Annotated in this window: 22 protein-coding genes and 3 tRNA genes; 7 read left to right on the forward strand and 18 right to left on the reverse strand. The window is 54.0% G+C overall.

What is annotated here, in order from left to right:
• Positions 1-4: 4 nt before the first annotated feature.
• From lysS to tilS, 11 genes are read right to left on the reverse strand one after another with little or no spacing between them, the layout of a single operon-like run.
• Positions 5-1486, reverse strand: a complete 1482-nt coding sequence (lysS, locus tag OO713_RS06320; protein ID WP_264785321.1) for a lysine--tRNA ligase — start codon at positions 1484-1486, stop codon at positions 5-7.
• Positions 1483-2334 (reverse strand): pantoate--beta-alanine ligase, encoded by an 852-nt coding sequence (gene panC / locus OO713_RS06325; protein WP_264785322.1) that lies wholly within the window; start codon positions 2332-2334, stop codon positions 1483-1485. Before panC ends, lysS begins: the two co-directional genes overlap by 4 nt.
• On the reverse strand, positions 2334-3023 hold the full coding sequence (locus OO713_RS06330; protein WP_264785323.1) for a DUF2520 domain-containing protein: 690 nt from the start codon (positions 3021-3023) through the stop codon (positions 2334-2336). The genes panC and OO713_RS06330 overlap by 1 nt, the downstream gene beginning before the upstream one ends.
• On the reverse strand, positions 3020-3484 hold the full coding sequence (locus tag OO713_RS06335; RefSeq protein ID WP_264785324.1) for a DUF3180 domain-containing protein: 465 nt from the start codon (positions 3482-3484) through the stop codon (positions 3020-3022). Before OO713_RS06335 ends, OO713_RS06330 begins: the two co-directional genes overlap by 4 nt.
• A complete protein-coding gene (folK, locus tag OO713_RS06340) occupies positions 3477-3971 on the reverse strand; it encodes a 2-amino-4-hydroxy-6-hydroxymethyldihydropteridine diphosphokinase (protein WP_264785325.1) in 495 nt (164 codons plus the stop codon). Before folK ends, OO713_RS06335 begins: the two co-directional genes overlap by 8 nt.
• The gene (folB, locus tag OO713_RS06345) at positions 3964-4323 is read right to left on the reverse strand and encodes a dihydroneopterin aldolase (RefSeq protein WP_264785326.1); all 360 of its coding nucleotides are present in this window, start codon (positions 4321-4323) and stop codon (positions 3964-3966) included. Before folB ends, folK begins: the two co-directional genes overlap by 8 nt.
• The gene (gene folP, locus OO713_RS06350; RefSeq protein WP_264785327.1) at positions 4323-5147 is read right to left on the reverse strand and encodes a dihydropteroate synthase; all 825 of its coding nucleotides are present in this window, start codon (positions 5145-5147) and stop codon (positions 4323-4325) included. The genes folB and folP overlap by 1 nt, the downstream gene beginning before the upstream one ends.
• Positions 5148-5149: 2 nt before the next feature.
• The gene (gene folE / locus OO713_RS06355) at positions 5150-5701 is read right to left on the reverse strand and encodes a GTP cyclohydrolase I FolE (RefSeq protein WP_264785328.1); all 552 of its coding nucleotides are present in this window, start codon (positions 5699-5701) and stop codon (positions 5150-5152) included.
• The gene (ftsH, locus tag OO713_RS06360; RefSeq protein WP_264785329.1) at positions 5682-7652 is read right to left on the reverse strand and encodes an ATP-dependent zinc metalloprotease FtsH; all 1971 of its coding nucleotides are present in this window, start codon (positions 7650-7652) and stop codon (positions 5682-5684) included. Before ftsH ends, folE begins: the two co-directional genes overlap by 20 nt.
• A 32-nt stretch (positions 7653-7684) precedes the next feature.
• Positions 7685-8230 (reverse strand): hypoxanthine phosphoribosyltransferase, encoded by a 546-nt coding sequence (hpt, locus tag OO713_RS06365; protein WP_264785330.1) that lies wholly within the window; start codon positions 8228-8230, stop codon positions 7685-7687.
• Entirely contained in the window at positions 8230-9273 is a 1044-nt protein-coding gene (tilS, locus tag OO713_RS06370; protein WP_264785331.1) for a tRNA lysidine(34) synthetase TilS, read from the reverse strand. The genes hpt and tilS overlap by 1 nt, the downstream gene beginning before the upstream one ends.
• A gap of 20 nt (positions 9274-9293) precedes the next feature.
• Here tilS and ppa point away from each other — a divergent pair, with 20 nt between their 5' ends.
• Both ppa and OO713_RS06380 read left to right on the forward strand, forming a co-directional pair.
• Positions 9294-9773, forward strand: a complete 480-nt coding sequence (ppa, locus tag OO713_RS06375) for an inorganic diphosphatase (RefSeq protein WP_264785332.1) — start codon at positions 9294-9296, stop codon at positions 9771-9773.
• A gap of 18 nt (positions 9774-9791) precedes the next feature.
• A complete protein-coding gene (locus OO713_RS06380; protein WP_264785333.1) occupies positions 9792-10181 on the forward strand; it encodes a nuclear transport factor 2 family protein in 390 nt (129 codons plus the stop codon).
• Here OO713_RS06380 and OO713_RS06385 read toward each other — a convergent pair.
• Complete coding sequence (locus tag OO713_RS06385) at positions 10178-11368, reverse strand: NlpC/P60 family protein (RefSeq protein WP_264785334.1); 1191 nt, start codon at positions 11366-11368, stop codon at positions 10178-10180. The genes OO713_RS06380 and OO713_RS06385 overlap by 4 nt on opposite strands.
• A 129-nt stretch (positions 11369-11497) precedes the next feature.
• On the opposite strand from OO713_RS06385, the gene OO713_RS06390 reads away from it, so the two are divergent.
• The 4 genes from OO713_RS06390 (at position 11498) to OO713_RS06405 (ending at position 12662) form a co-directional block, all read left to right on the forward strand.
• A tRNA-Glu gene (locus tag OO713_RS06390) sits at positions 11498-11573 on the forward strand.
• 23 nt (positions 11574-11596) lie between these two features.
• Positions 11597-11670 (forward strand) — tRNA-Asp (locus tag OO713_RS06395).
• Positions 11671-11714: 44 nt separating this feature from the next.
• Positions 11715-11787, forward strand: a tRNA-Phe gene (locus OO713_RS06400).
• Positions 11788-11804: 17 nt separating this feature from the next.
• The gene (locus OO713_RS06405; protein ID WP_264785335.1) at positions 11805-12662 is read left to right on the forward strand and encodes a DMT family transporter; all 858 of its coding nucleotides are present in this window, start codon (positions 11805-11807) and stop codon (positions 12660-12662) included.
• Here OO713_RS06405 and OO713_RS06410 read toward each other — a convergent pair.
• Together OO713_RS06410 and OO713_RS06415 are read right to left on the reverse strand one after the other, a co-directional pair.
• Complete coding sequence (locus OO713_RS06410) at positions 12659-13324, reverse strand: GAP family protein (RefSeq protein WP_264785336.1); 666 nt, start codon at positions 13322-13324, stop codon at positions 12659-12661. The genes OO713_RS06405 and OO713_RS06410 overlap by 4 nt on opposite strands.
• A gap of 67 nt (positions 13325-13391) precedes the next feature.
• Positions 13392-14021 (reverse strand): LysE family translocator, encoded by a 630-nt coding sequence (locus tag OO713_RS06415; protein ID WP_264785337.1) that lies wholly within the window; start codon positions 14019-14021, stop codon positions 13392-13394.
• A gap of 43 nt (positions 14022-14064) precedes the next feature.
• On the opposite strand from OO713_RS06415, the gene OO713_RS06420 reads away from it, so the two are divergent.
• Positions 14065-15657 (forward strand): MFS transporter, encoded by a 1593-nt coding sequence (locus tag OO713_RS06420; protein ID WP_264785338.1) that lies wholly within the window; start codon positions 14065-14067, stop codon positions 15655-15657.
• On the opposite strand, the gene OO713_RS06425 is transcribed toward OO713_RS06420, so the two are convergent.
• Genes OO713_RS06425 through OO713_RS06440 form a run of 4 tightly spaced genes read right to left on the reverse strand, consistent with a single transcriptional unit; the run spans position 15644 to position 18501 of the window.
• Positions 15644-15982, reverse strand: a complete 339-nt coding sequence (locus OO713_RS06425) for a TipAS antibiotic-recognition domain-containing protein (RefSeq protein WP_264785339.1) — start codon at positions 15980-15982, stop codon at positions 15644-15646. The two genes, OO713_RS06420 and OO713_RS06425, sit on opposite strands and share 14 nt — an antisense overlap.
• Positions 15979-16647 carry a response regulator transcription factor gene (locus tag OO713_RS06430; RefSeq protein ID WP_264785340.1) on the reverse strand — a complete coding sequence of 223 codons (669 nt, stop codon included), beginning with the start codon at positions 16645-16647 and terminating at the stop codon, positions 15979-15981. The genes OO713_RS06425 and OO713_RS06430 overlap by 4 nt, the downstream gene beginning before the upstream one ends.
• Entirely contained in the window at positions 16644-18029 is a 1386-nt protein-coding gene (locus tag OO713_RS06435; RefSeq protein WP_264785341.1) for a HAMP domain-containing sensor histidine kinase, read from the reverse strand. The genes OO713_RS06430 and OO713_RS06435 overlap by 4 nt, the downstream gene beginning before the upstream one ends.
• Complete coding sequence (locus OO713_RS06440; protein ID WP_264785342.1) at positions 18022-18501, reverse strand: hypothetical protein; 480 nt, start codon at positions 18499-18501, stop codon at positions 18022-18024. Before OO713_RS06440 ends, OO713_RS06435 begins: the two co-directional genes overlap by 8 nt.
• Between the last annotated feature and the right edge of the window lie 27 nt (positions 18502-18528).

Genomic DNA, 18528 nt, shown 5'->3' on the forward strand with positions numbered 1-18528 from the left:
TTACCTACTTCACCAGTGGGAACAGGATGGTTTCGCGAATTCCAAGGCCGGTAAGGGTCATCAGTAGACGATCGATGCCCATACCCATGCCACCCGATGGTGGCATGCCAAACTCCAGCGCCTTCAAAAACTCCTCGTCGAGCTTCATGGCCTCAGGGTCTCCAGCAGCAGCGAGCTCCATTTGAGCAACAAACCGCTGACGCTGAATTACCGGGTCAACCAACTCGGAATAACCGGTTGCTTGCTCAAACCCGCGAATGTAAAGATCCCACTTCTCAACAACTCCCGGGGTAGATCGGTGGTCTCTGGTGAGCGGGGAGGTGTCAATTGGGAAGTCGGTGACGAAGGTCGGGCCAGTGAAGCCAGGCTTCACAAAGTGTTCCCACAGCTCCTCGACATACTTACCGTGCAGCGGGTGATCGATCTCGATGCCAACCTTGTCCGCAATCTTCTTCAGCTCTGAAATCGGAGTCTCATGAGTGATCTCCACACCGGCAGCAGCCGAAAGCGACTCAAACATCGAGACTCTTGCCCACTCGCCACCGAGGTCGTTATCGGTGCCATCATCCAAGGTCACCACGTGTGAACCAAAGACATCCATGGCAGCGTTTTGAATTAGCTCTTGAGTCAAGGTCGCCATGGTGTTGTAATCGCCATAGGCCTCGTATGCCTCAAGCATGGCGAACTCAGGTGAGTGGGTGCGGTCAGCACCCTCGTTTCTGAAGTTGCGGTTGATCTCGAATACTCGCTCCAAGCCACCAACTACCGCACGCTTTAGAAACAGCTCTGGGGCAATGCGCAAGAAAAGCTCTGTGTCAAAGGCGTTTGAGTGGGTCTTGAAAGGTCTGGCCGATGCACCACCGTGCATCACCTGCAGCATTGGAGTTTCAACCTCCATGAATGCGCGGTTTGCAAAGGTGTTGCGCAGCGACTGCATTACCTCGGAACGAATCTTCACTACCTCGCGAGCTCGGTCGCGAACGATCAAATCGATGTAGCGGTGACGCACGCGGAACTCTTCGCCAAGCTCGTTGTGCAGGTTAGGTAGCGGGCGAATAGTCTTCGCAGCCATCAACCAACGGTCAGCAAGGATGCTCAGCTCGCCTCGTTTTGAGGTGATTACCTCACCCTCAACAAAAACATGGTCACCGAGGTCAACCAATTCTTTCCAGCTCTCGAGCTGCTCCTCGCCAACCTTGTCTAGGGACACCATGGCCTGGATTCGCTCTCCAGTACCGGATTGCAAAGTCGCAAAGCAAAGCTTTCCGGTGTTGCGCAAAAACATCACGCGACCAGCAAGGGCAACTACATCACCGGTTGCAACATCAGCCTCAAGGTTTGGGTAGTGGGCCCTCGTGGCCTCAATGGTGTGTGTGATGGGCAAAGCGACCGGGTAGGCGCTGGACAGCTCGTTGAGCTTCTCGCGCTTTGCCATTCGAATGGCAATCTGCTCCGGCAGGTCGTCGAATTCGATCTCTTCGCTCACGATGTCCTATCAATGACTATGTTGTCGATCAGTCTGGTTTCGCCCACATAGGCAGCGATGATTAATCTCGCCTTTTTGCCTTTGGCCGAATCCAAAATTTCGAAGCTGTCTGCATCAACCAGCTCCAGGTAGTCAAGTCTAGCCTCAGGGCTCAGCGCCGCCTTGCCCGCCGAGAGTGCCTGGGTTCTATCTTCGAATTCCGCTGCAGCTCGCAGCGACAAGTTCAGTGTTCTGGCTATGTCAATCTGTGCGGCCGAGAGGTAGCGATTTCTTGATGACAGGGCTAGGCCATGTTCGTCCCGAACCGTTTCGCACTCTACGAGTTGGATTGGCGCTCGCTCTCCAGCTCTAACCTGCTGACTCAGCATTTTGCGAACCAGTGCAACCTGTTGGGCATCCTTGGCACCAAAAAACACCACGTCTGGATTCACTAGGTCCAAGAGGCGATTCACCACGGTGAGCATGCCGTCAAAGTGACCAGGTCTGGTCTTGCCCTCAAACACCTCACCTAGGTCTCCCGCGCTCACCTTTTTGACTGGAGACTCAGTCGGATAGATGTCCGACACCGCTGGAGCAAACAACACGTCTGCTCCAATGTCGCTCAGCAATCGAGCATCGACACCGAGCGTTCTTGGATACTTATCGAAATCCTCACCAGCACCAAACTGCAGCGGATTTACAAAGATCGAAACGACTACAAAATCTGATTCTTCCTCAGCGCGCTTGACCAAGGATGCGTGCCCCTGATGCAGAGCACCCATTGTTGGCACAAAGCCCACTCGCTTACCGAGTCGCTTTTGAGCCTCAACTATTTGCGTGAGCTCTGACGCACTCTGGACCAACTGCATTAGATCAAATCCCTAGGGTCGAGATTCTGCGGTGGCTTGTGAAGAGCATCCTCAACTGCACTTCTGACAACTGGACCGATCAAAGCCGCTGGGTTTTCCACCCCAGCCTCGGCCAAGATTCCCACGGCCTGTGATACCACCATCGAAGAAAAGCTGCTTGCTACCTCAAAGGCTTCTGAATACGCAGCTCGCTGCTCCTCTGCAACGATGATTGGCTCACCGCCAAGTTCGATGGCTAGCACCTGCGCTATCGGCTGGAAAACCTCAGGAGCAGAGATAGCGATAGTGCTGTTTTTCAGAACCATCAAATCGACCGAGGTACCGGTGAAGTGCATGACCGGATGCATGGCAATCGGCACTGCACCATGGATCCCAGCAGCGGCTAGAGCTCCATAGCCCTGCAGTGGCGAGAGATGCATAACCAACTTCTTGGGGCCAAAAAGCGATAGGTCAGCTAAGCCCTCACACACCAGAGAGACATCACTGTAAGGAACTGCCAAGACAACCAGGTCCGCCTCTTCGGCAACTGCTGGCATGGAACCAATGTAGACATCTGGAAGCAGGGCCTCTACCCGTTCGATTGCCCCTGGGGTGGTAACTGCAATGCCGGCAATCTCGTGTCCTGCAAGGGCCCAAGCTTTACCGAGCACTACACCCGAGGGCTCATCACCGATGATCGAGATCTTCATGCCGCACCCTTTTCATCATCCGCTTTGGGAGTTCTGCAGTTCCACTCTGCCAGCAAAGCCGCGCTCAGGCCAACCAAACAAAACAGCGCCCCAAGAAACGAATCCGTGACTAATAAAACCGATGGCGTGAAGGCGACTAACCAAATGCCAAGGCCTAGGTGCCAGCCCAAAAAAGCAACCGATGTAATTTGTGCCGCCCTGGCAAAGAGCAGCACCCTAACCGCATAAAAAGGGTTGGGTCGCTGCACTGCCTTTTGTGCTTCAGATAGCTTGCGATAGCGAGCTATAGGAATCGTTGCAATCAAGACCGCCAACCCGATCACCAAGACTGAAATAGAAAGTGAGAGAGGTGCTGCGGGGATGGAGAAGCCAAACCCGGTCGCAAGTTGAGCAATTGCCGCTCCTAGAACCAGCGTCACCAGGCCAATCAGGGTCAATCCCTTTGCATTCGAGCTATTCACTTCGCCAAACCTCACCTCTTAGCGGCGTTGCCAACTCAGCCACCAAACCCGCGCCTGGCAATACCGCCGTTGGATCAATCTCAGCCCATGGAACCAACACGAAAGCACGATCTTTCGCTCTTGGGTGCGGGATGATGAGGGTCTTTTTCTCAACAAATTGATCGCCGTAAGTAATGATGTCGAGATCAAGAGTGCGGGATGCCCAACGCTGCAATCGAATGCGCCCAAAGTGATTCTCAACCTCATTCAAAAACCTGAGCAGTTGCTTCGGCTTGAGCGAGGTCTCCAAAATCGCGACGCCGTTCAGATATCTGGGTTTACTCGGGTCGATGCCCTCAGGGGTCAGAGCCATTGACTCATAGAGCGAGGAGTTCGATATGAGCTCAATCTCGGGGTGAGCGGCAATCAACTCCAGGGCCGCACTGATATTTGAGCGCACCTCACCCAGATTTCCTCCGTAGGCAATTACTGCCCGAACGTTAGGCATTATCACCGCGGTAGGTGACGAAGACATCCTCAAACTTCAACTCGATTGGAGCACTGGGTTTGTGAACCGTGATTTCGGCTCGCTTGATTCTTGGCGACTTTGCCATGACTTTGCCGTGCAGTCGATGAGCCAACGTTTCGATGAGGTTTACTGGATTTTGCTTCACATCGTCAGCGATTAGCTCGGCAATCTCGGCATAGCTAACCGACTCTTCAAGATCATCCGCGGTGCCGGCATCCACAGTCAACGTGGCATCGATTACGAAGATTTGACCTAGGTCGCGCTCAAACTGCAAAACTCCGTGGTGGGCATAAACCTCGAGTCCACGAATTGCAATTTCAAATTCAGCCATTAGCCCTGCGCTTGCTTTAGTGCCGAGACTACCTTGATTGCGTCAACCGTGGCTTCGACATTGTGGACTCTGATGCCCCAGAGCTTGCGTTGCAAAAGAAGTGCGGTCAGAACCGCGGTCGCGACATCACGACGCTGGGTAGAGACACTCGCTGGATCTAACTCATTCAGCGCCGCAGCTAGGAATCGCTTGCGTGATGCCCCGACGAGAATGGGCAGACCAAGCTGCTCCAGCTCATCTAGTCTTGCGACCAAGTCCCAGTTCTGCTTCACATCCTTAGCGAATCCAATGCCTGGATCAACCACAATTCGGGAGCGGTCGATGCCGGATGAAACCGCCATCGCTACCTGCTCAGCCAATTCCCCTACGACTTCTCGAGCAACATTTGAATAGGCATTCAGGTTGTCCATAACATCGGAGTGACCACGCCAGTGGCCAAGGATGTAGGTGCAGTCATAGGGCGACAGCGCACTGAACATATTGGTATCTGCAAGCCCGCCAGAGACATCGTTGATGATGGTTGCTCCTGCCTCCAGGGCTAAAACGGCGGTCTGTGAATTCATAGTGTCGACCGAGATTGGAACCCCGAGGTCTCGCACTGCTTGAATTACAGGCAAGATTCGAGACTGCTCGGTCGTGAGATCCACGCGCTTGGCACCAGGTCTTGTGCTCTCGCCTCCGATGTCCAAAATGTCGGCACCCTGAGCGACCAGGAGCTTGGCTTGAGCTAAGGCCGCCTCGGCATCTAGGAACTCTCCTCCGTCACTGAAGGAATCAGGGGTGATGTTCAGCACACCCATTACACGCGGTTGTTGCCAGCTCATAGTTACTTGTTTATCAAACCCATGACCTCAGCGCGATAGCTGGGTTCACTAAAAACTCCCCTGGAAGCCATGGTGATTGTGTTCACCTCTGGTTGTCTCGCACCTCGAGAAGCGACGCATTGATGCTTTGCCTCAACAACGACGATTACACCCTTGGCATCCAACCCCTTCTCAATTGCATCGGCAATTTGAGCAGTCAGATTCTCCTGAAGCTGCGGTCTAGCGGCCAGAATTTCGACAACTGCAGCTAGACGACCCAGACCGGCCACGTGCTTGCTGGGTAGGTATGCGATGTGCGCATTGCCGGTGAATGGCAAAAGGTGATGTTCGCAGATTGAGACGAGCTCAATGTCCTTGAGGATTACCGCTTCATTGTGCTCGGCGGGGAAGGTTTCTCCGAGCACCGTGATTGGGTCAACACCAATACCCTTGAAAAACGAGGCGTAGGCCTCGGCAACTTTGTCCGGGGTGCTCAAAAGCTCCGGGCGATCTGGATTCTCACCAATTGCTTCCAAGAGCTCGCGGACCGCGGCTCTAATTCTCTGGCTTTGCATCCGTTTCAACCGTCTCGGCCACAACTGGCTCGTGAACCTCAAGCTGCTTCACCTTGCGCTCTGGGACTGCAATTGGCCCCTTGGTACTCAGTGCTCGCTTGGTGGATGAACGCCAGGTCTCTCGCTCAGGAAGCTTCTTCACGCTCTTGAATAGCTTGGCAATCTCGTCCTGATTCAGGGTCTCTTTCTCCAAAAGCTCTTTGGCAAGTTGATCCAACACCTTTCGGTTTTGAGTTAGCGCCTTGTGAGCTTCATCTAACGCCTGATCCAAAATCGCGCGGACCTCGTTGTCGACCTGCTGAGCCATCTCATTGGAGTAGTTGCTGTGGGTAGCAAGTTCACGGCCAAGGAACGGCTCGGCGTTGCCGCCACCGAGGGAGATGGCACCGACCTTGGCACTCATGCCGTACTTGGTGACCATGGTTCGAGCAATGTTGGTTGCTTTTTCAAAGTCGTTGGATGCGCCCGTGGTTGGGTCCTTGAACACAATCTCTTCTGCGATGCGACCACCCATTGCGTAGGCAATCTGATCTAGCAACTGATTGCGAGTGATTGAGTAGCGATCCTCGAGAGGCATAACCATGGTGTAACCAAGTGCACGGCCTCTTGGCAGGATGGTGATTTTGGTTACCGGGTCGGAGTGGTTAAGTGACCCTGCCACTAGAGCGTGACCAGCCTCGTGATAGGCGGTGATCAAGCGCTCCTGATCCTTCATCAGAGTCGACTTCTTCTGAGGTCCACCGATGACTCGGTCAATCGCCTCATCGACGATCTCGTCGGTGATCTCGGTGCGGTTGAGTCTGGCTGCCAAAAGCGCGGCTTCGTTCAGCACGTTGGCAAGATCAGCTCCGGTGAAGCCAGGGGTTCTCCTTGCAACCAACTCCAGGTCAACGCCCTCAGCCAACGGCTTGTTCTTTGAGTGCACCTGCAGAATCTGCTCGCGGCCCTTCAGATCAGGAGCGCTGACTCCAACCTGACGGTCGAATCGACCTGGACGCAGCAATGCCGGGTCCAAAACATCTGGGCGGTTCGTGGCTGCAATCAAAATCACGTTGGTGTTGGTGTCAAAACCATCCATCTCAACTAGCAACTGGTTCAAGGTCTGCTCACGCTCATCGTTTCCGCCACCGATACCGGTACCGCGGTGACGACCGACAGCGTCAATCTCGTCAACAAAGATGATCGCGGGAGCGGACTGCTTGGCCTGCTCGAAAAGGTCGCGAACTCTCGATGCACCGACACCCACAAACATCTCAACGAAGTCGCTACCGGAGATGGAGAAAAATGGCACGCCTGCCTCGCCAGCCACAGCCTTGGCAATCAGGGTCTTACCCGTTCCCGGAGGGCCGTAGAGCAATACGCCGCGAGGGATCTTTGCGCCAAGTGCCTGGAACTTCTTTGGGTCCTTGAGGAAATCCTTGATTTCGGTCAGCTCTTCCAGCGCCTCCTCGATGCCGGCGACGTCAGCGAAGGTTACCTTCGAGGTTTCCTTAGTCACCATCTTTGCCTTGGACTTACCGAAGTTCATAACACCGCGGCCACCACCTGCCATAGAACCCATCAGGAACCAGAACAGCAGCACCAGAATCAAAATTGGGAGTAGCGATCCGAGCAGTGCCAAATACCAAGGGGTGCGCGGCACCTCATCGGTCCAGCCCTCAGAAATTGGCGCATCAGCGATGGTTTGCGCAATGACCTGTGCGCGACCGGTAACGAAGTAGAACTGAATCTGCTCGCCATACTCGCTGTGAGCTTTTTCTAGCACGACATCGACTCTCTGGTCGTTGTCAAAAATCTTTACCGACTTCGCTTCACCGGACTGGATCAGCTCAAGGCCGACCTTGGTGTCAACTTTGGTGAAAGGCTGGGTGCTCATCAGGGTCGAGCCCAAAAAGACCACAGTCAGGGCAAGGGCAATCCACAGCCATGGGCCGCGAACAATTTTTTTCATCTTCAAGGTATTGCTACCCAAACCTTCCGGTCTTAGCTGTAAACGCTAGGAGAGAGAACTCCAACGCCATCCAGCGAGCGGTAACGCTCGTCGTAGTCCAATCCATAGCCGACAACGAATGCGTTTGGAATATCAAACCCCACCCATCTGACAGCTATTTCAACCTTGGCAGCATCTGGCTTGCGCAGCAAGGTAACGATCTCTACAGATGCTGCCCCACGAGCCTTGAGGTTTGCTGTCAACCAGGACAGCGTCAGGCCAGAGTCGATGATGTCCTCAACGATTAGGACGTTTCTGTCCTTCACATCCGCATCTAGGTCTTTCAGAATTCGAACAACTCCAGATGAAACAGTGCCTGAGCCGTAGGAGGAAACTGCCATCCAGTCTTGGGTGGTCGGCAGTGCCATGGCACGAGAGAGGTCTGCCATAAAAGGCACGGCACCCTTTAGTACGCCAATCAGTAGCGGATTCTTGTCCGCATAAAACTCATCAATGTCTTTGGCCAGCTCAGCAACGCGATCTCTGATCTGCTCTGCGGTGACAAGTACTTCCTGGATGTCTGGGTGATTTAACTGCACTAGCAGGCTCCTGGCTTGGGCTTAGAAGTGAATACCAACTGGTCTTTTACCCGCTCTACTGTAATGCCAGAAAGCTGGCTCGGTTTTTGCCCGTGCCAATCTGTAATGAAGGCCTCAATGGCAGCGATTTGAGCAAAACTCACCGAGCTCGCACCCGCTCGTTCACAGACCAGTTTCAGCATGGTTTTCAGAACGGCTGAGTGAGCGGTTTGCAGTTTTTCCACTCGGTAGCTGACGCTCTTGGCGGATGTGCCATCGCGAGCCGCGAGTTCAAGGTCATGGGCCGCAGTTTCTAGAAAGTCATTAGCCTCGGTTGCAATCAATGCGGAGCGCGAAAGGCCAAGAGCAAAGCCGGCACCGAGCTCTTCCTCAAGAGTTGCAAGCAGCTTTCTAACCCTGACTCTTGCAAACTTTGAATCCTGATTGTGTGGGTCTTGCCAGAAGCTGATGCCTTGGTCCTCCAGTGATTGGTGGAGAACCTCTCGACGAATATCTAACAGCGGGCGAAGCAGTTTGCGCTCGGGGTCAAAGACCGGCATGCCAGAAATAGATCTCAACCCCGAACCCCTGGCGAGCCCGAGCAAAACAGTCTCAGCCTGGTCCTCAAGGGAGTGCCCGGTGGCAATTAACTCAGCGCCAAGCTCCACTCGTGCATTTTCAAGTGCCGCATAGCGGGCATCTCTGGCGGCAGCCTCGAGGCCGTTACCGGTTTCGATTACCGAAACCTTTTTCACCACGACAGGCTCAAGACCAAGTTCCACGCAGCGGTTGGAGGCATCTTGCGCCACCTGGTCGGAGCCAGACTGCAGTCCGTGATCGACGATCACCGCACCGGCCCTAAGGCCCAATCTCGGGGCTTCAAAGGCCATGGCACTTGCCAGGGCAAGTGAATCTGGGCCTCCAGAGCAAGCAACCAGCACTAGGGAATCGGGTCTGATGCCTAACTTTTCTAGACTCTGTCGAATCGCGCGACGAACATCGGCCATTGCCGGTGTGAGCCTTGGTCGCTGTGGCATCTGTCTCGATTCGATAATCTTTTCCAAAAGCCTATTTAGGAGAAGCCTTGTCTTACGACGTAGTTATTGAGATTCCAAAGGGAAGCCGCAACAAGTATGAGGTCGACCACGAGACTGGTCGAGTCTTTTTGGACCGCGTGCTTTTCACTCCCTTTGTTTACCCAACCGATTACGGCTTCTTCGAGAACACCCTCGGTGGCGATGGAGACCCACTGGATGCTCTAGTGCTGCTTGAGTACCCACTGTTCCCAGGTGTTGGTGTAAAGGTTCGCCCAGTTGGCATGCTGGTCATGGAAGACGACAGCGGAGTTGACGAAAAGGTTCTCTGCGTGCCTCACAAAGACCCACGCTGGAGCCACATCCAGGACCTAAACGATGTCCCAGAGCAGACCAAAAACGAGATTCAGCACTTCTTCGAGCGCTACAAGGATCTAGAGCCTGGCAAGTGGGTAAAGATTCAGGGCTGGGAGGGCAAGGCAGAAGCCGAGAAGGTTATTGCCGCCGCCTACGCAAACTACAAGCACTAGCGGACTAATCTTTGGAGCATGACCGCTCCAGAGACTTCGAGTATCGATCTAGGCATCATCAAGCTATTAGATGACTATTTCGAGGTGATTCACGCGCAAGATTTGGACCTGTTCGACCAGGTCTTCCACAAAGACTGCTGCCTCTACAGCAACTCTGATGACCAAACCGTGTTGCGCCCATACGAGCTCTACCGCTCTCAAGTAGCCAATCGGCAATCTCCCAAAGAATTGGGCAATCCTCGCAAGGACGAGATCTTGATGATCGACCAGCTCAGCGAAAGCATGGCGGTGGCGAAGGTGCAGCTGCAGATGTTTGGTGGGATCATGCAGGATTACCTGAACCTGATCAAGCTCGATGGCAAGTGGTGGATTATCGCCAAGCTATACCAGCAGGTCGGTAGCTACTAAGGAGCAGTCGGTCTTCCCGCATAAGGCCAAAGCTCGCCGTAGCGAACCGGAACAATTCGCACGGTTCGCGCTGGGTTTGGAGCTTCAAGCATCATTCCGTTACCGAGATAGATCGCAACGTGGTACTTGTCTCCAGAGAATGCCCGCTCGGTCGACCACCAAATCAAATCACCGCGCTTGGCTTGTTGAAATGGCACTAGTTTCTGCTGCGAGGCGAGCACGTTGTACTGTGCGGTCGCCGAGTGCCAACCGATGTAGACACTCGCAGCTGCATAGCTCTTCATCGTGATGCCTGAGCAGTCCCAAACATCTGGGCCAGCACCACCCAATACATATCGCTCACCAAGCTGAGCCTCGGCGAACGCAATCGCTGCCTCTACCTTGGCGGAATCTGGGTCACCAACGGTGTAAAGCTCAGGTGCAGTGGGAGCGGTCTTGATCGCATTCTGTCTGGCTTCAGCAGCAAGACCCTCGCGACGTTGACGCTCAAGATCGGATGCAGTGTCTTTCAGAGATGCCAGCTGGTTCATCGCAGTAGCCCGCTCGCGCTCAGATTCGCGGACTTTCGAAATGACTGCGTTGGCCGCCGATTGGGCCTCGTCGTAAAGCTTTTTGGCGGCTGCTTCGCGGGACTCAAGCTCTTTGGTTGCGCTATCTAGCTCAACGGCTAGAGCTTTGGCTTGAGCCTGCTTCTCCATAGCGGCCTGATAAACCGACTCGGTGCGCTGAGCAATCATTTCTTGAGCACCCAGCTGATAGAGCAGCTCATCTGAAGATTCGGGGTTGAAGAAAATCTGCAGCGTCGTGTCACCACTGGTTCCCTGGCGATACATGCGGGCAACAATTTGACCCAACAGTAGTTCTGCCTCTTGAGCCTCGGCCTTTGCGGTCTTGGCCTTCTTCTCTAGGCCTTTGACCTTGGCAGCCATTTCGTTGGCGGCTTCTTTGGCCTGGTTGTATTGCTCATTCTTTTGCAGTGCTACTTTTTCCAGGGCCCTGGCCTCTGACTCGAGGGTGTCCAGGATTCCCTCAATGCGGGAGATCATTGCCCTTTTGGTTTCAACATTTCGCTTAGCAGCCGCAACCTCGGCCGCAGATGGATAGTCGGGCACCGCATTGGCAGGGCTGAGAATGACCCCGGTCACTAATAGCGCGAGGCCGGATGCAATAGTAATTAGACGCTTCAAGCCGGCCTCCTTCGCGTTAAAAACTAGTTTGAACTTTCAAGTATTACCTGAGAGTTAGCTAAGTGTTGCGGAACTCGCCCAATCACGGGTATTGTTTTCCCTCGGTGCTTCTGAAGTCGCCAGCTTCATGGCCCCATCGTTTAGTGGCCTAGGACGCCGCCCTTTCACGGCGGTAGCACGGGTTCGAATCCCGTTGGGGTCACCAAGGCGATGATTTAGTACCACTCTGGCTCCGTAGCGCAGTTGGTTAGCGCGCCGCCCTGTCACGGCGGAGGTCGCGGGTTCAAGTCCCGTCGGAGTCGCTTAGGTCCAGTTCCTGGACCTGATGGGGAGAGTCTTCTCTCTAGGCTCTGTAGCTCAGTTGGTAGAGCGAACGACTGAAAATCGTTAGGTCACCGGATCGACGCCGGTCGGAGCCACCGCTAGGAGGCGGGCAGTGACGATAATTTTCGGTCTTCTGTCCGCCTTTTCCTATGGCTTGGCAGACTTCGTTGGGGCAATTGCCGCCAAAAAGATTCGAGCCCTTGCGGTAACCGCAATCTCATTCAGTTTCGGTCTTGGAATCGCCCTTGTGCTGAGCCAAATAGTCGGTGCTGAATACTCCGCGCAAACTATCCAAACCGGAATCTGGGCTGGCATCTGCTCAGCGGTCGCCATCTCCTGTCTTTATGCAGCCCTGGCACTCGGGCCGATTTCAATCGCTAGCCCGCTAACCGCCGTTATCAGCGCGATGATTCCAGTTATCTTCGATGTCGCAGCTGGTCAGGCACTCTCGGGGCTTGCCACCCTGGCCGTGGTATTGGTTTTGGTTGCGGTGGTGCTGGTTGGTTTTGTCCCTGGTGAAAAGGTAAAACTGCCGTCACCGCTCGCGCTTCTCTATTCCCTGGGAGCTGGTCTTGGGTTTGCCGGGATTTTTGTATTTCTAGATGCCACTGCCAAGGACTCGGGGCTAGCTCCACTTGTCGTGATGCGAGCGGTTGGGCTTGCGCTTTTGCTGCTTGGGCTTAGTTACCTGGCGATCAAGAGCAAGGTCAGGTTTATCGAGAAGGCTGCATTTTCAAAGACAACGCTTCCGCTGATTCTGCTTGCCGGCACTGGAGATGTGTTGGGCAACGTCTTCTTTTTGATAGCCACCCGAGAAGGCGCACTTGCTATTGCTGCCATTCTCACTTCGCTCTATCCAATCGGAACAATCCTGTTGGCCTGGGTGGTTTTGAAAGAGCGAATCGCAGCATCTCAAACCATCGGCATAGTTCTGGGTCTAGCTGCCTGCGCACTTCTTGCGCTCGGCTAGAGGTCAAGGACAAACGGAAGCGTTGCCACCAGTAAACCCGCGGCCATAAATAAACCAGCCATCAAGGGTGAGCTATTTCTCTGGCCGTGACCGAAGCGATCGTGCAGGCGCTCCAAGAATTTAGACATCTTGACTTGGTTGAGCCCAAAAAGAGCAAGCAGTATCAGACAGGGCAGACAGTAAATGACGCTGTATCCAAAAATCACCCAAATCGCACTGGGACCCGCGTTCACATCAACCAAACGCTCGATTGCAACCAGGTATGGAATTGCGTTTGGCAGGTCTGCCGCGGTGAAAAAACCACCAAAGAACCAGCCGGTACTGGGTGAAACCCAGTCTGGAAGATGGATTTTTCGCCGCTGGGTGTGTCTCAGGCGAGCGATTCCGTGTCCAATCAACCAAAGTCCAGCACCGACAAAGACCAGGGTGCTAAACCAGTGCAGCAATCCAGAAATCTGATCCAGCGACCATTGCGCGGCACTGTAAATCGCTACCCCAGATCCAAAAACGATTCCGAAGGCACCCAAGGTTGCCGAAATCGCCGTGGCAAAGCGCTGCCGCTCACGCAGGACCAGAATCATGCCAACTGTCAAAATCGTCGCTGGATTCAGCGAGTCCAGTAAGGCCAAGCCAAAGATTCCCAAAAGCAATACCGGTGTCATCTTGCCCCGTCATCGAAGGTCACACTCAGCAATGTCATCTGGTCAATCCCAACCGTCTGAGCACATGCTAGGAAAACGCTCCCGCGAGCATGTAGGCACCGAGCAGTGAGAGTGCGATGGCTCCGGCGCCTCTAAGCACAACCAATCGGCGTCCCGAGTGAGCGAACCAGTGCCTGGCATAGCCGGCGGCCAAAGCCCATAGTGAGTCTGAGAAGAACCCAATCACGGAAAAAATCAACCCCATCAGCAGCATTTGCACAACCGGGTTTGATCCGGGATCCACAAACTGGGGGAAGGCAGCCAAAAAGAACACCAGGGTCTTGGCATTGGTAATTCCAACCACAAAGGACTGACGCATGATTTGGATTGTTTTTGGCCGCTCGCCCTGAAGCTCAACCTCAAGCGGATCGGCCCGATGCCGAAAAGCCGAGACTCCCAGATAGATCAAAAAGCCAGCTCCCAAAACCTTGATCGCGAAAAACAGCGCTGGCGACGAGGCCACCACGGCACCAGCACCAAGGGCCACCGCAACTATCTGCACACCGACGCCCAAAACATTTCCGGCCACGCTCAGAACTGCGGGACCAGGCCCTAACACCAGTGCACGACCGATGGTAAAAACGACACTGGGTCCAGGAACGATGATTATTACCAGCGCAAGAGCCAAAAAGCCGAGTAGGTTTGCGGTTGTCAACACAGCTTCACACTAGTGCTCTGGCAGATCTTGAAAGTTGAAAAACATGGCTAAAAATCGCTGGTTCGGACTCGTCGTTATCTCTATGGCCATCTCCCTGGTCATCATCGACGGCACCATCGTCAACACCATCTTCCCCGCCATCATCGAAGATCTGAGCCTCACTAGTACCGAGGTGCAGTGGGTGCAGGAGAGCTATGTTCTAGTCTTCGCCGCGCTGCTATTGGTGTGGGGTTCGCTAGGTGACCAGATCGGTCGACGCCGACTTTTGATGATCGGTATTGCGATCTTCATCATTTCCTCAGTCTGGGCGGGACAAACTGAGTCAGCGGATCAGATGATTCTTGCCCGAGTGATCCAGGGCTTTGGTGGCTCAATGGTTCTACCCACCACGCTCTCGCTGGTAAACGCCAACTTCCAGGGCAAAGAGCGCGGCATCGCATTCGCGGTCTGGGGCGCAACCATTGGAGGCATGGTCGCCATTGGTCCAGTACTTGGCGGCTGGTTAGCAACTGACTTCTCGTGGCGCTGGGCCTTTTTGATCAATCTGCCAATCGGTGTGTTGATTCTGATTGGGCTGTGGCTACTGGTCCCAGAATCAAAATCCGGTGCACGTGGCATTGATTTGATGGGTGCACTGCTATCGGTTCTACTTTTCGGGCCACTCGTGTTTGCGCTAATCGAGGGTCGTATTTATGGCTGGTGGGAGCAGACCGATGGTGAACCCTTCCAGATCGGAGACTTCGTTTGGCCAAGTGACTGGATCTCGGTAATTCCAGTTGCGCTTGCGCTTTCACTCGTGGCTGGAGTGCTGTTTGTCATGGTTGAAAATGCTCGGGCCAAAGCTGGCAAGGCAGTGCTGCTTGATCTAACGCTCTTCTCAATTACATCCTTCAGAAACGGTTCGATTGCGGCTCTGATCATCTCCATGGGTGAGTTTGGTCTGCTATTTGCAATCCCGCTTTGGCTGCAGAACGTGCTTGATCTGAGTCCGATCAGCTCTGGTCTGGTGCTGCTGTGGTTGGCCGCGGGAGCGTTTTTGGCTTCGGCAGTGGGAGGTGCCCTCAGTGGCAAGCTGCCTCCTGCCAGGGCAGTTCAAATCGGCGTCTTGCTTGAGTTGATTGGTGTTGTTGGCGTCGGAGTATTCGCGTCAGTTGGAGCCGGCTGGGTGCCGATTGCACCACTACTCTTCGTTTATGGCATCGGCGTTGGCCTAGCCACCGCTCAGCTCACCGGCGTGATTATGGTCGATGTTCCAAACGAGCAAGCGGGTCAGGCGTCAGGATCTCAGTCGACCGTTCGTCAGGTTGGTTCCGCTCTGGGCATTGCAGTCCTGGGAACCATGCTGTTCTCTGGAACCCAGGCCTCACTCGAGTCAAGGCTTGATGGGCTATCTGTCCCAGAGGCCAACCAGGTGATGATTGTTGACGCTGTGGTCGACTCTGCTGGTGGAGCCATCCCCGCCCTCGAGGGTGCTCTTGCCCCTTTGGTTGGTAGTGAGTTAGCTCAGGACATTGTTCTTGCCTCCGAGGAAGCCTTCACTGATGGGGCAAAACTCTCGGCGTGGGCAGCGGCGGCATTCCTACTTCTGGGCTTTTTCTCGACCTTCCGACTTGGGAGTCGAGTCAAGAAAGATTAGTGTCGGCGAAATGGGTAATCGCGTCATAGACGTATTTACCGAGTCCTGGCGCGTAGCCCTCATAGGTGTCGCGATAGCCGGTGGGCAGGATAAAGCTCATAGCTAGGGACTTATAAGCCTCGCGATTTGGAGTCCAAAACCTCAGGCAAAACTCATAGTGTTCTCTGACCGCCTGCTGCATAGCCTGAGAGTCAAAGCTCTCTCCCGCCTGCATGCTGGCGACCATCTTCTTCGTGATTTCATCAAAGATGGCGGCAAATTGTTGGTTCTCCTGCTCGGAGTATTTGTTTTGATACAGCCCCGCATGTAGGTAGTTGTCGTTCATGCCTTTACCAACCTGTACCCGGAACCTCGGACGGTCTGAATCACATCGGCACCAAGTTTCTGCCGCAGATAGCGAACGTAGACATCAACCACATTGGTGCCTGGATCAAAGTCGTAGGTCCAGACCCCAGAAAGGATCTGTTCACGCGAGAGCGTCTGACCCGGATGCTTCATGAAGTACTCGAGCACTTCAAACTCTTTGGTGGTCAGCTCGATCTCCTGACCTTCAAGATGAGCCTTCCGCTCAATCAAATCTAGAGACAGGGCGCCGACCGTAAGGAGCTGGCTCTGCGGCAGTTGGGCTGGTGATCTCCGAAGCCTGGACTTAACTCGCACCAGCAGCTCTTCAAAGGCAAATGGTTTTCCGATGTAATCATCGGCTCCCTCTTCAAAGCTAGTGACCGTGCTGTCAACCGAGTGCCGTGCGGTGAGGACGATGATTGGGATGTCGAATCCACTTCCACGAAGCTGCCTGATGACCTCGAATCCATCGATGCCGGGCAATCCGATATCCAAGATCACCAGATCAAAATTGGCACTTCGAGTTATTGCAAGAGCATCCTCACCGGATGTCACATGAGTGACTCGATATCCATTGGCACGCAAACCTTTGGAGATGAACGAGGCAATCTTTTCAGTGTCCTCGACGAGCAATATTTCGGTCATTTGTGAATCGGCAACCTCACTGTGAATTTCGCACCACCGAGCTCAGAGTCGGCAACCTCGAGGTCACCACCGTGCGCCTTGGCTATCGCCCTGGATAGTGCTAAGCCTAGGCCTGAACCCTCTGAACCTGCGCTGGCCTTGGAGCGATAGAACGGCTCAAAGATCCGCTCTCGTTCCTCGGGGTCAACTCCCTGACCGCTGTCCTCCACCCCAACCAGCACCTCATCGCCGAGTTGGCGAAGGGTGAGCCTGATTCTGGGTTTTTCGCCAGCATACTTCTGGGCATTCTCGACCAACTGCAAAACGATTTGGATTAGCTTTTGCCGATCGGCAACAAATTCAAAGCTCTCATGTTCGATCTCTAGGCCCTGCAGCTTTAGTTTCGACAGACTGGCCAAATAGGAGCAAAGGTCATCGGAGTTAATCTGGTCTAACCGTAGAAAATTTGGATCATCGGCCTTGGTCAGGGACTGAAGCTCTTGGGTGAGCCGAGTCATGCGGACTAGCTCCTCAGCGACCACCTCTGCCGAATCTGCATTCTGCTTCGGATCGGATTTAAACAGCTCGAAGTGACCTTGGATGATGGTGAGCGGAGTCCGCAGTTCGTGACCTGCGGCATCGATGAACTGACGCTGATTTTCAAATGACTCTCGAATTCGATCGAGCATCTTATTGAAATCTTCGGCCAGCATTCCAAGTTCAGAATCGCTACTTTGAACTTCAATTCTTTGATTGAGTTCTCCAGATGAGATTTTTCTGGTTGCCTCTCTAAGCCCCTGTATTGGTGCTAGGACCCGACCGGCCACAAACCAGGCAATGGCTGAAACGCATGCGAATGCAAGCAGAAGGTAGCCAGCTAGCTGAGTGAGCAGCTGTCTCAGCCCTGCAGAATATAGATCGCTGTAGATAACCGCTACCAACGCGCCATTGTCGTTGGATCCGCTGACTGGAACCACGATGTATCGAGCGCTACCGAACTCGGTCTGAATGGAACCAAGACTTACTCGATCGGTTTCGTTCGCAATCTCAATTAGCTCCAAATTGCGATCGACCTGAAAGCCAGATCGATCGCTTGCTTTGGCCAAAACCACACCGTTTGATTGAACGAACATCGATTCAAATTCGTCTGGGATGGTTCTGGAAATGTATAGGCGAAGCAGTGCCTCAGCCGAATCAAAGGCCTTACCGCTATTGGGGTCAACACCATTTGATGCCAGCAGGTTTAGCTCGTTGGCCTCGCGCTCCAGATGCGAATCGATCTCTCGACTGTTTTCACTGAGCAGCAGGCTTCCAACGATTGCCAACGAACTCGCCATAAAGACAAACAGCGGCACCAAGACCCAAGCCAGGATTCTTACGCGCGCACTTCGGACCCTAGCCACCAGTTACCTCATACCAGAAGCTCTCGGCCACATCATCCTCGTGCTCTTCTACCAAAATCGGATCGGTGTCCAGATTCAAGACGCCATCACCATCATCCCAGCGAAGCTGAGCCGACAGCTCTTGGGATTTGGTTAGCGGCGAAGTTAATACGACGGTCACCGGCTGGGACTGGGGATCGATGGGGGCCGCGCCAAGAATCTGGCCCGCCTGATTGAGAATTACCAAGAAAGCTGCTCCGCGCTCTACCCGAGCAAATTCGACAGCCACTGAAGCACCGTCACCGGATTGATCTTCAATCTCTATCTCTGCACGAGAGTCAAGAATGTATTTTGGGCGGGCTTCGGGTTCCGCGGTCAACACCTCGGCTGATTTGGTCAACTGCACCTGGTCAAACTGCAGCGTGGTGGGGTTCTCAACGCTGGCGCAACCAGTCAACATCAGAATAAGAGAAGCGGCCAGAACAGGTTTCATGTGCCTATTCCAACGCTCCATCATGAG

This window comes from Aquiluna sp. KACHI24, assembly GCF_025997915.1.
Classification (GTDB): Bacteria; Actinomycetota; Actinomycetes; order Actinomycetales; family Microbacteriaceae; genus Aquiluna.

Excerpts from the sequence above, each read along its gene's own strand:
- panC (WP_264785322.1), bottom strand. The coding sequence starts at position 2,334 with ATGCAGTTGGTCCAGAGTGCGTCAGAGCTCACGCAAATAGTTGAGGCT.
- OO713_RS06330 (WP_264785323.1), bottom strand. The coding sequence starts at position 3,023 with ATGAAGATCTCGATCATCGGTGATGAGCCCTCGGGTGTAGTGCTCGGT.
- folK (WP_264785325.1), bottom strand. The coding sequence starts at position 3,971 with ATGCCTAACGTTCGGGCAGTAATTGCCTACGGAGGAAATCTGGGTGAG.
- folB (WP_264785326.1), bottom strand. The coding sequence starts at position 4,323 with ATGGCTGAATTTGAAATTGCAATTCGTGGACTCGAGGTTTATGCCCAC.
- folP (WP_264785327.1), bottom strand. The coding sequence starts at position 5,147 with ATGAGCTGGCAACAACCGCGTGTAATGGGTGTGCTGAACATCACCCCT.
- folE (WP_264785328.1), bottom strand. The coding sequence starts at position 5,701 with ATGCAAAGCCAGAGAATTAGAGCCGCGGTCCGCGAGCTCTTGGAAGCA.
- ftsH (WP_264785329.1), bottom strand. The coding sequence starts at position 7,652 with ATGAAAAAAATTGTTCGCGGCCCATGGCTGTGGATTGCCCTTGCCCTG.
- OO713_RS06380 (WP_264785333.1), top strand. The coding sequence starts at position 9,792 with ATGACCGCTCCAGAGACTTCGAGTATCGATCTAGGCATCATCAAGCTA.
- OO713_RS06410 (WP_264785336.1), bottom strand. The coding sequence starts at position 13,324 with ATGACACCGGTATTGCTTTTGGGAATCTTTGGCTTGGCCTTACTGGAC.
- OO713_RS06420 (WP_264785338.1), top strand. The coding sequence starts at position 14,065 with ATGGCTAAAAATCGCTGGTTCGGACTCGTCGTTATCTCTATGGCCATC.
- OO713_RS06425 (WP_264785339.1), bottom strand. The coding sequence starts at position 15,982 with ATGAACGACAACTACCTACATGCGGGGCTGTATCAAAACAAATACTCC.
- OO713_RS06430 (WP_264785340.1), bottom strand. The coding sequence starts at position 16,647 with ATGACCGAAATATTGCTCGTCGAGGACACTGAAAAGATTGCCTCGTTC.
- OO713_RS06440 (WP_264785342.1), bottom strand. The coding sequence starts at position 18,501 with ATGAAACCTGTTCTGGCCGCTTCTCTTATTCTGATGTTGACTGGTTGC.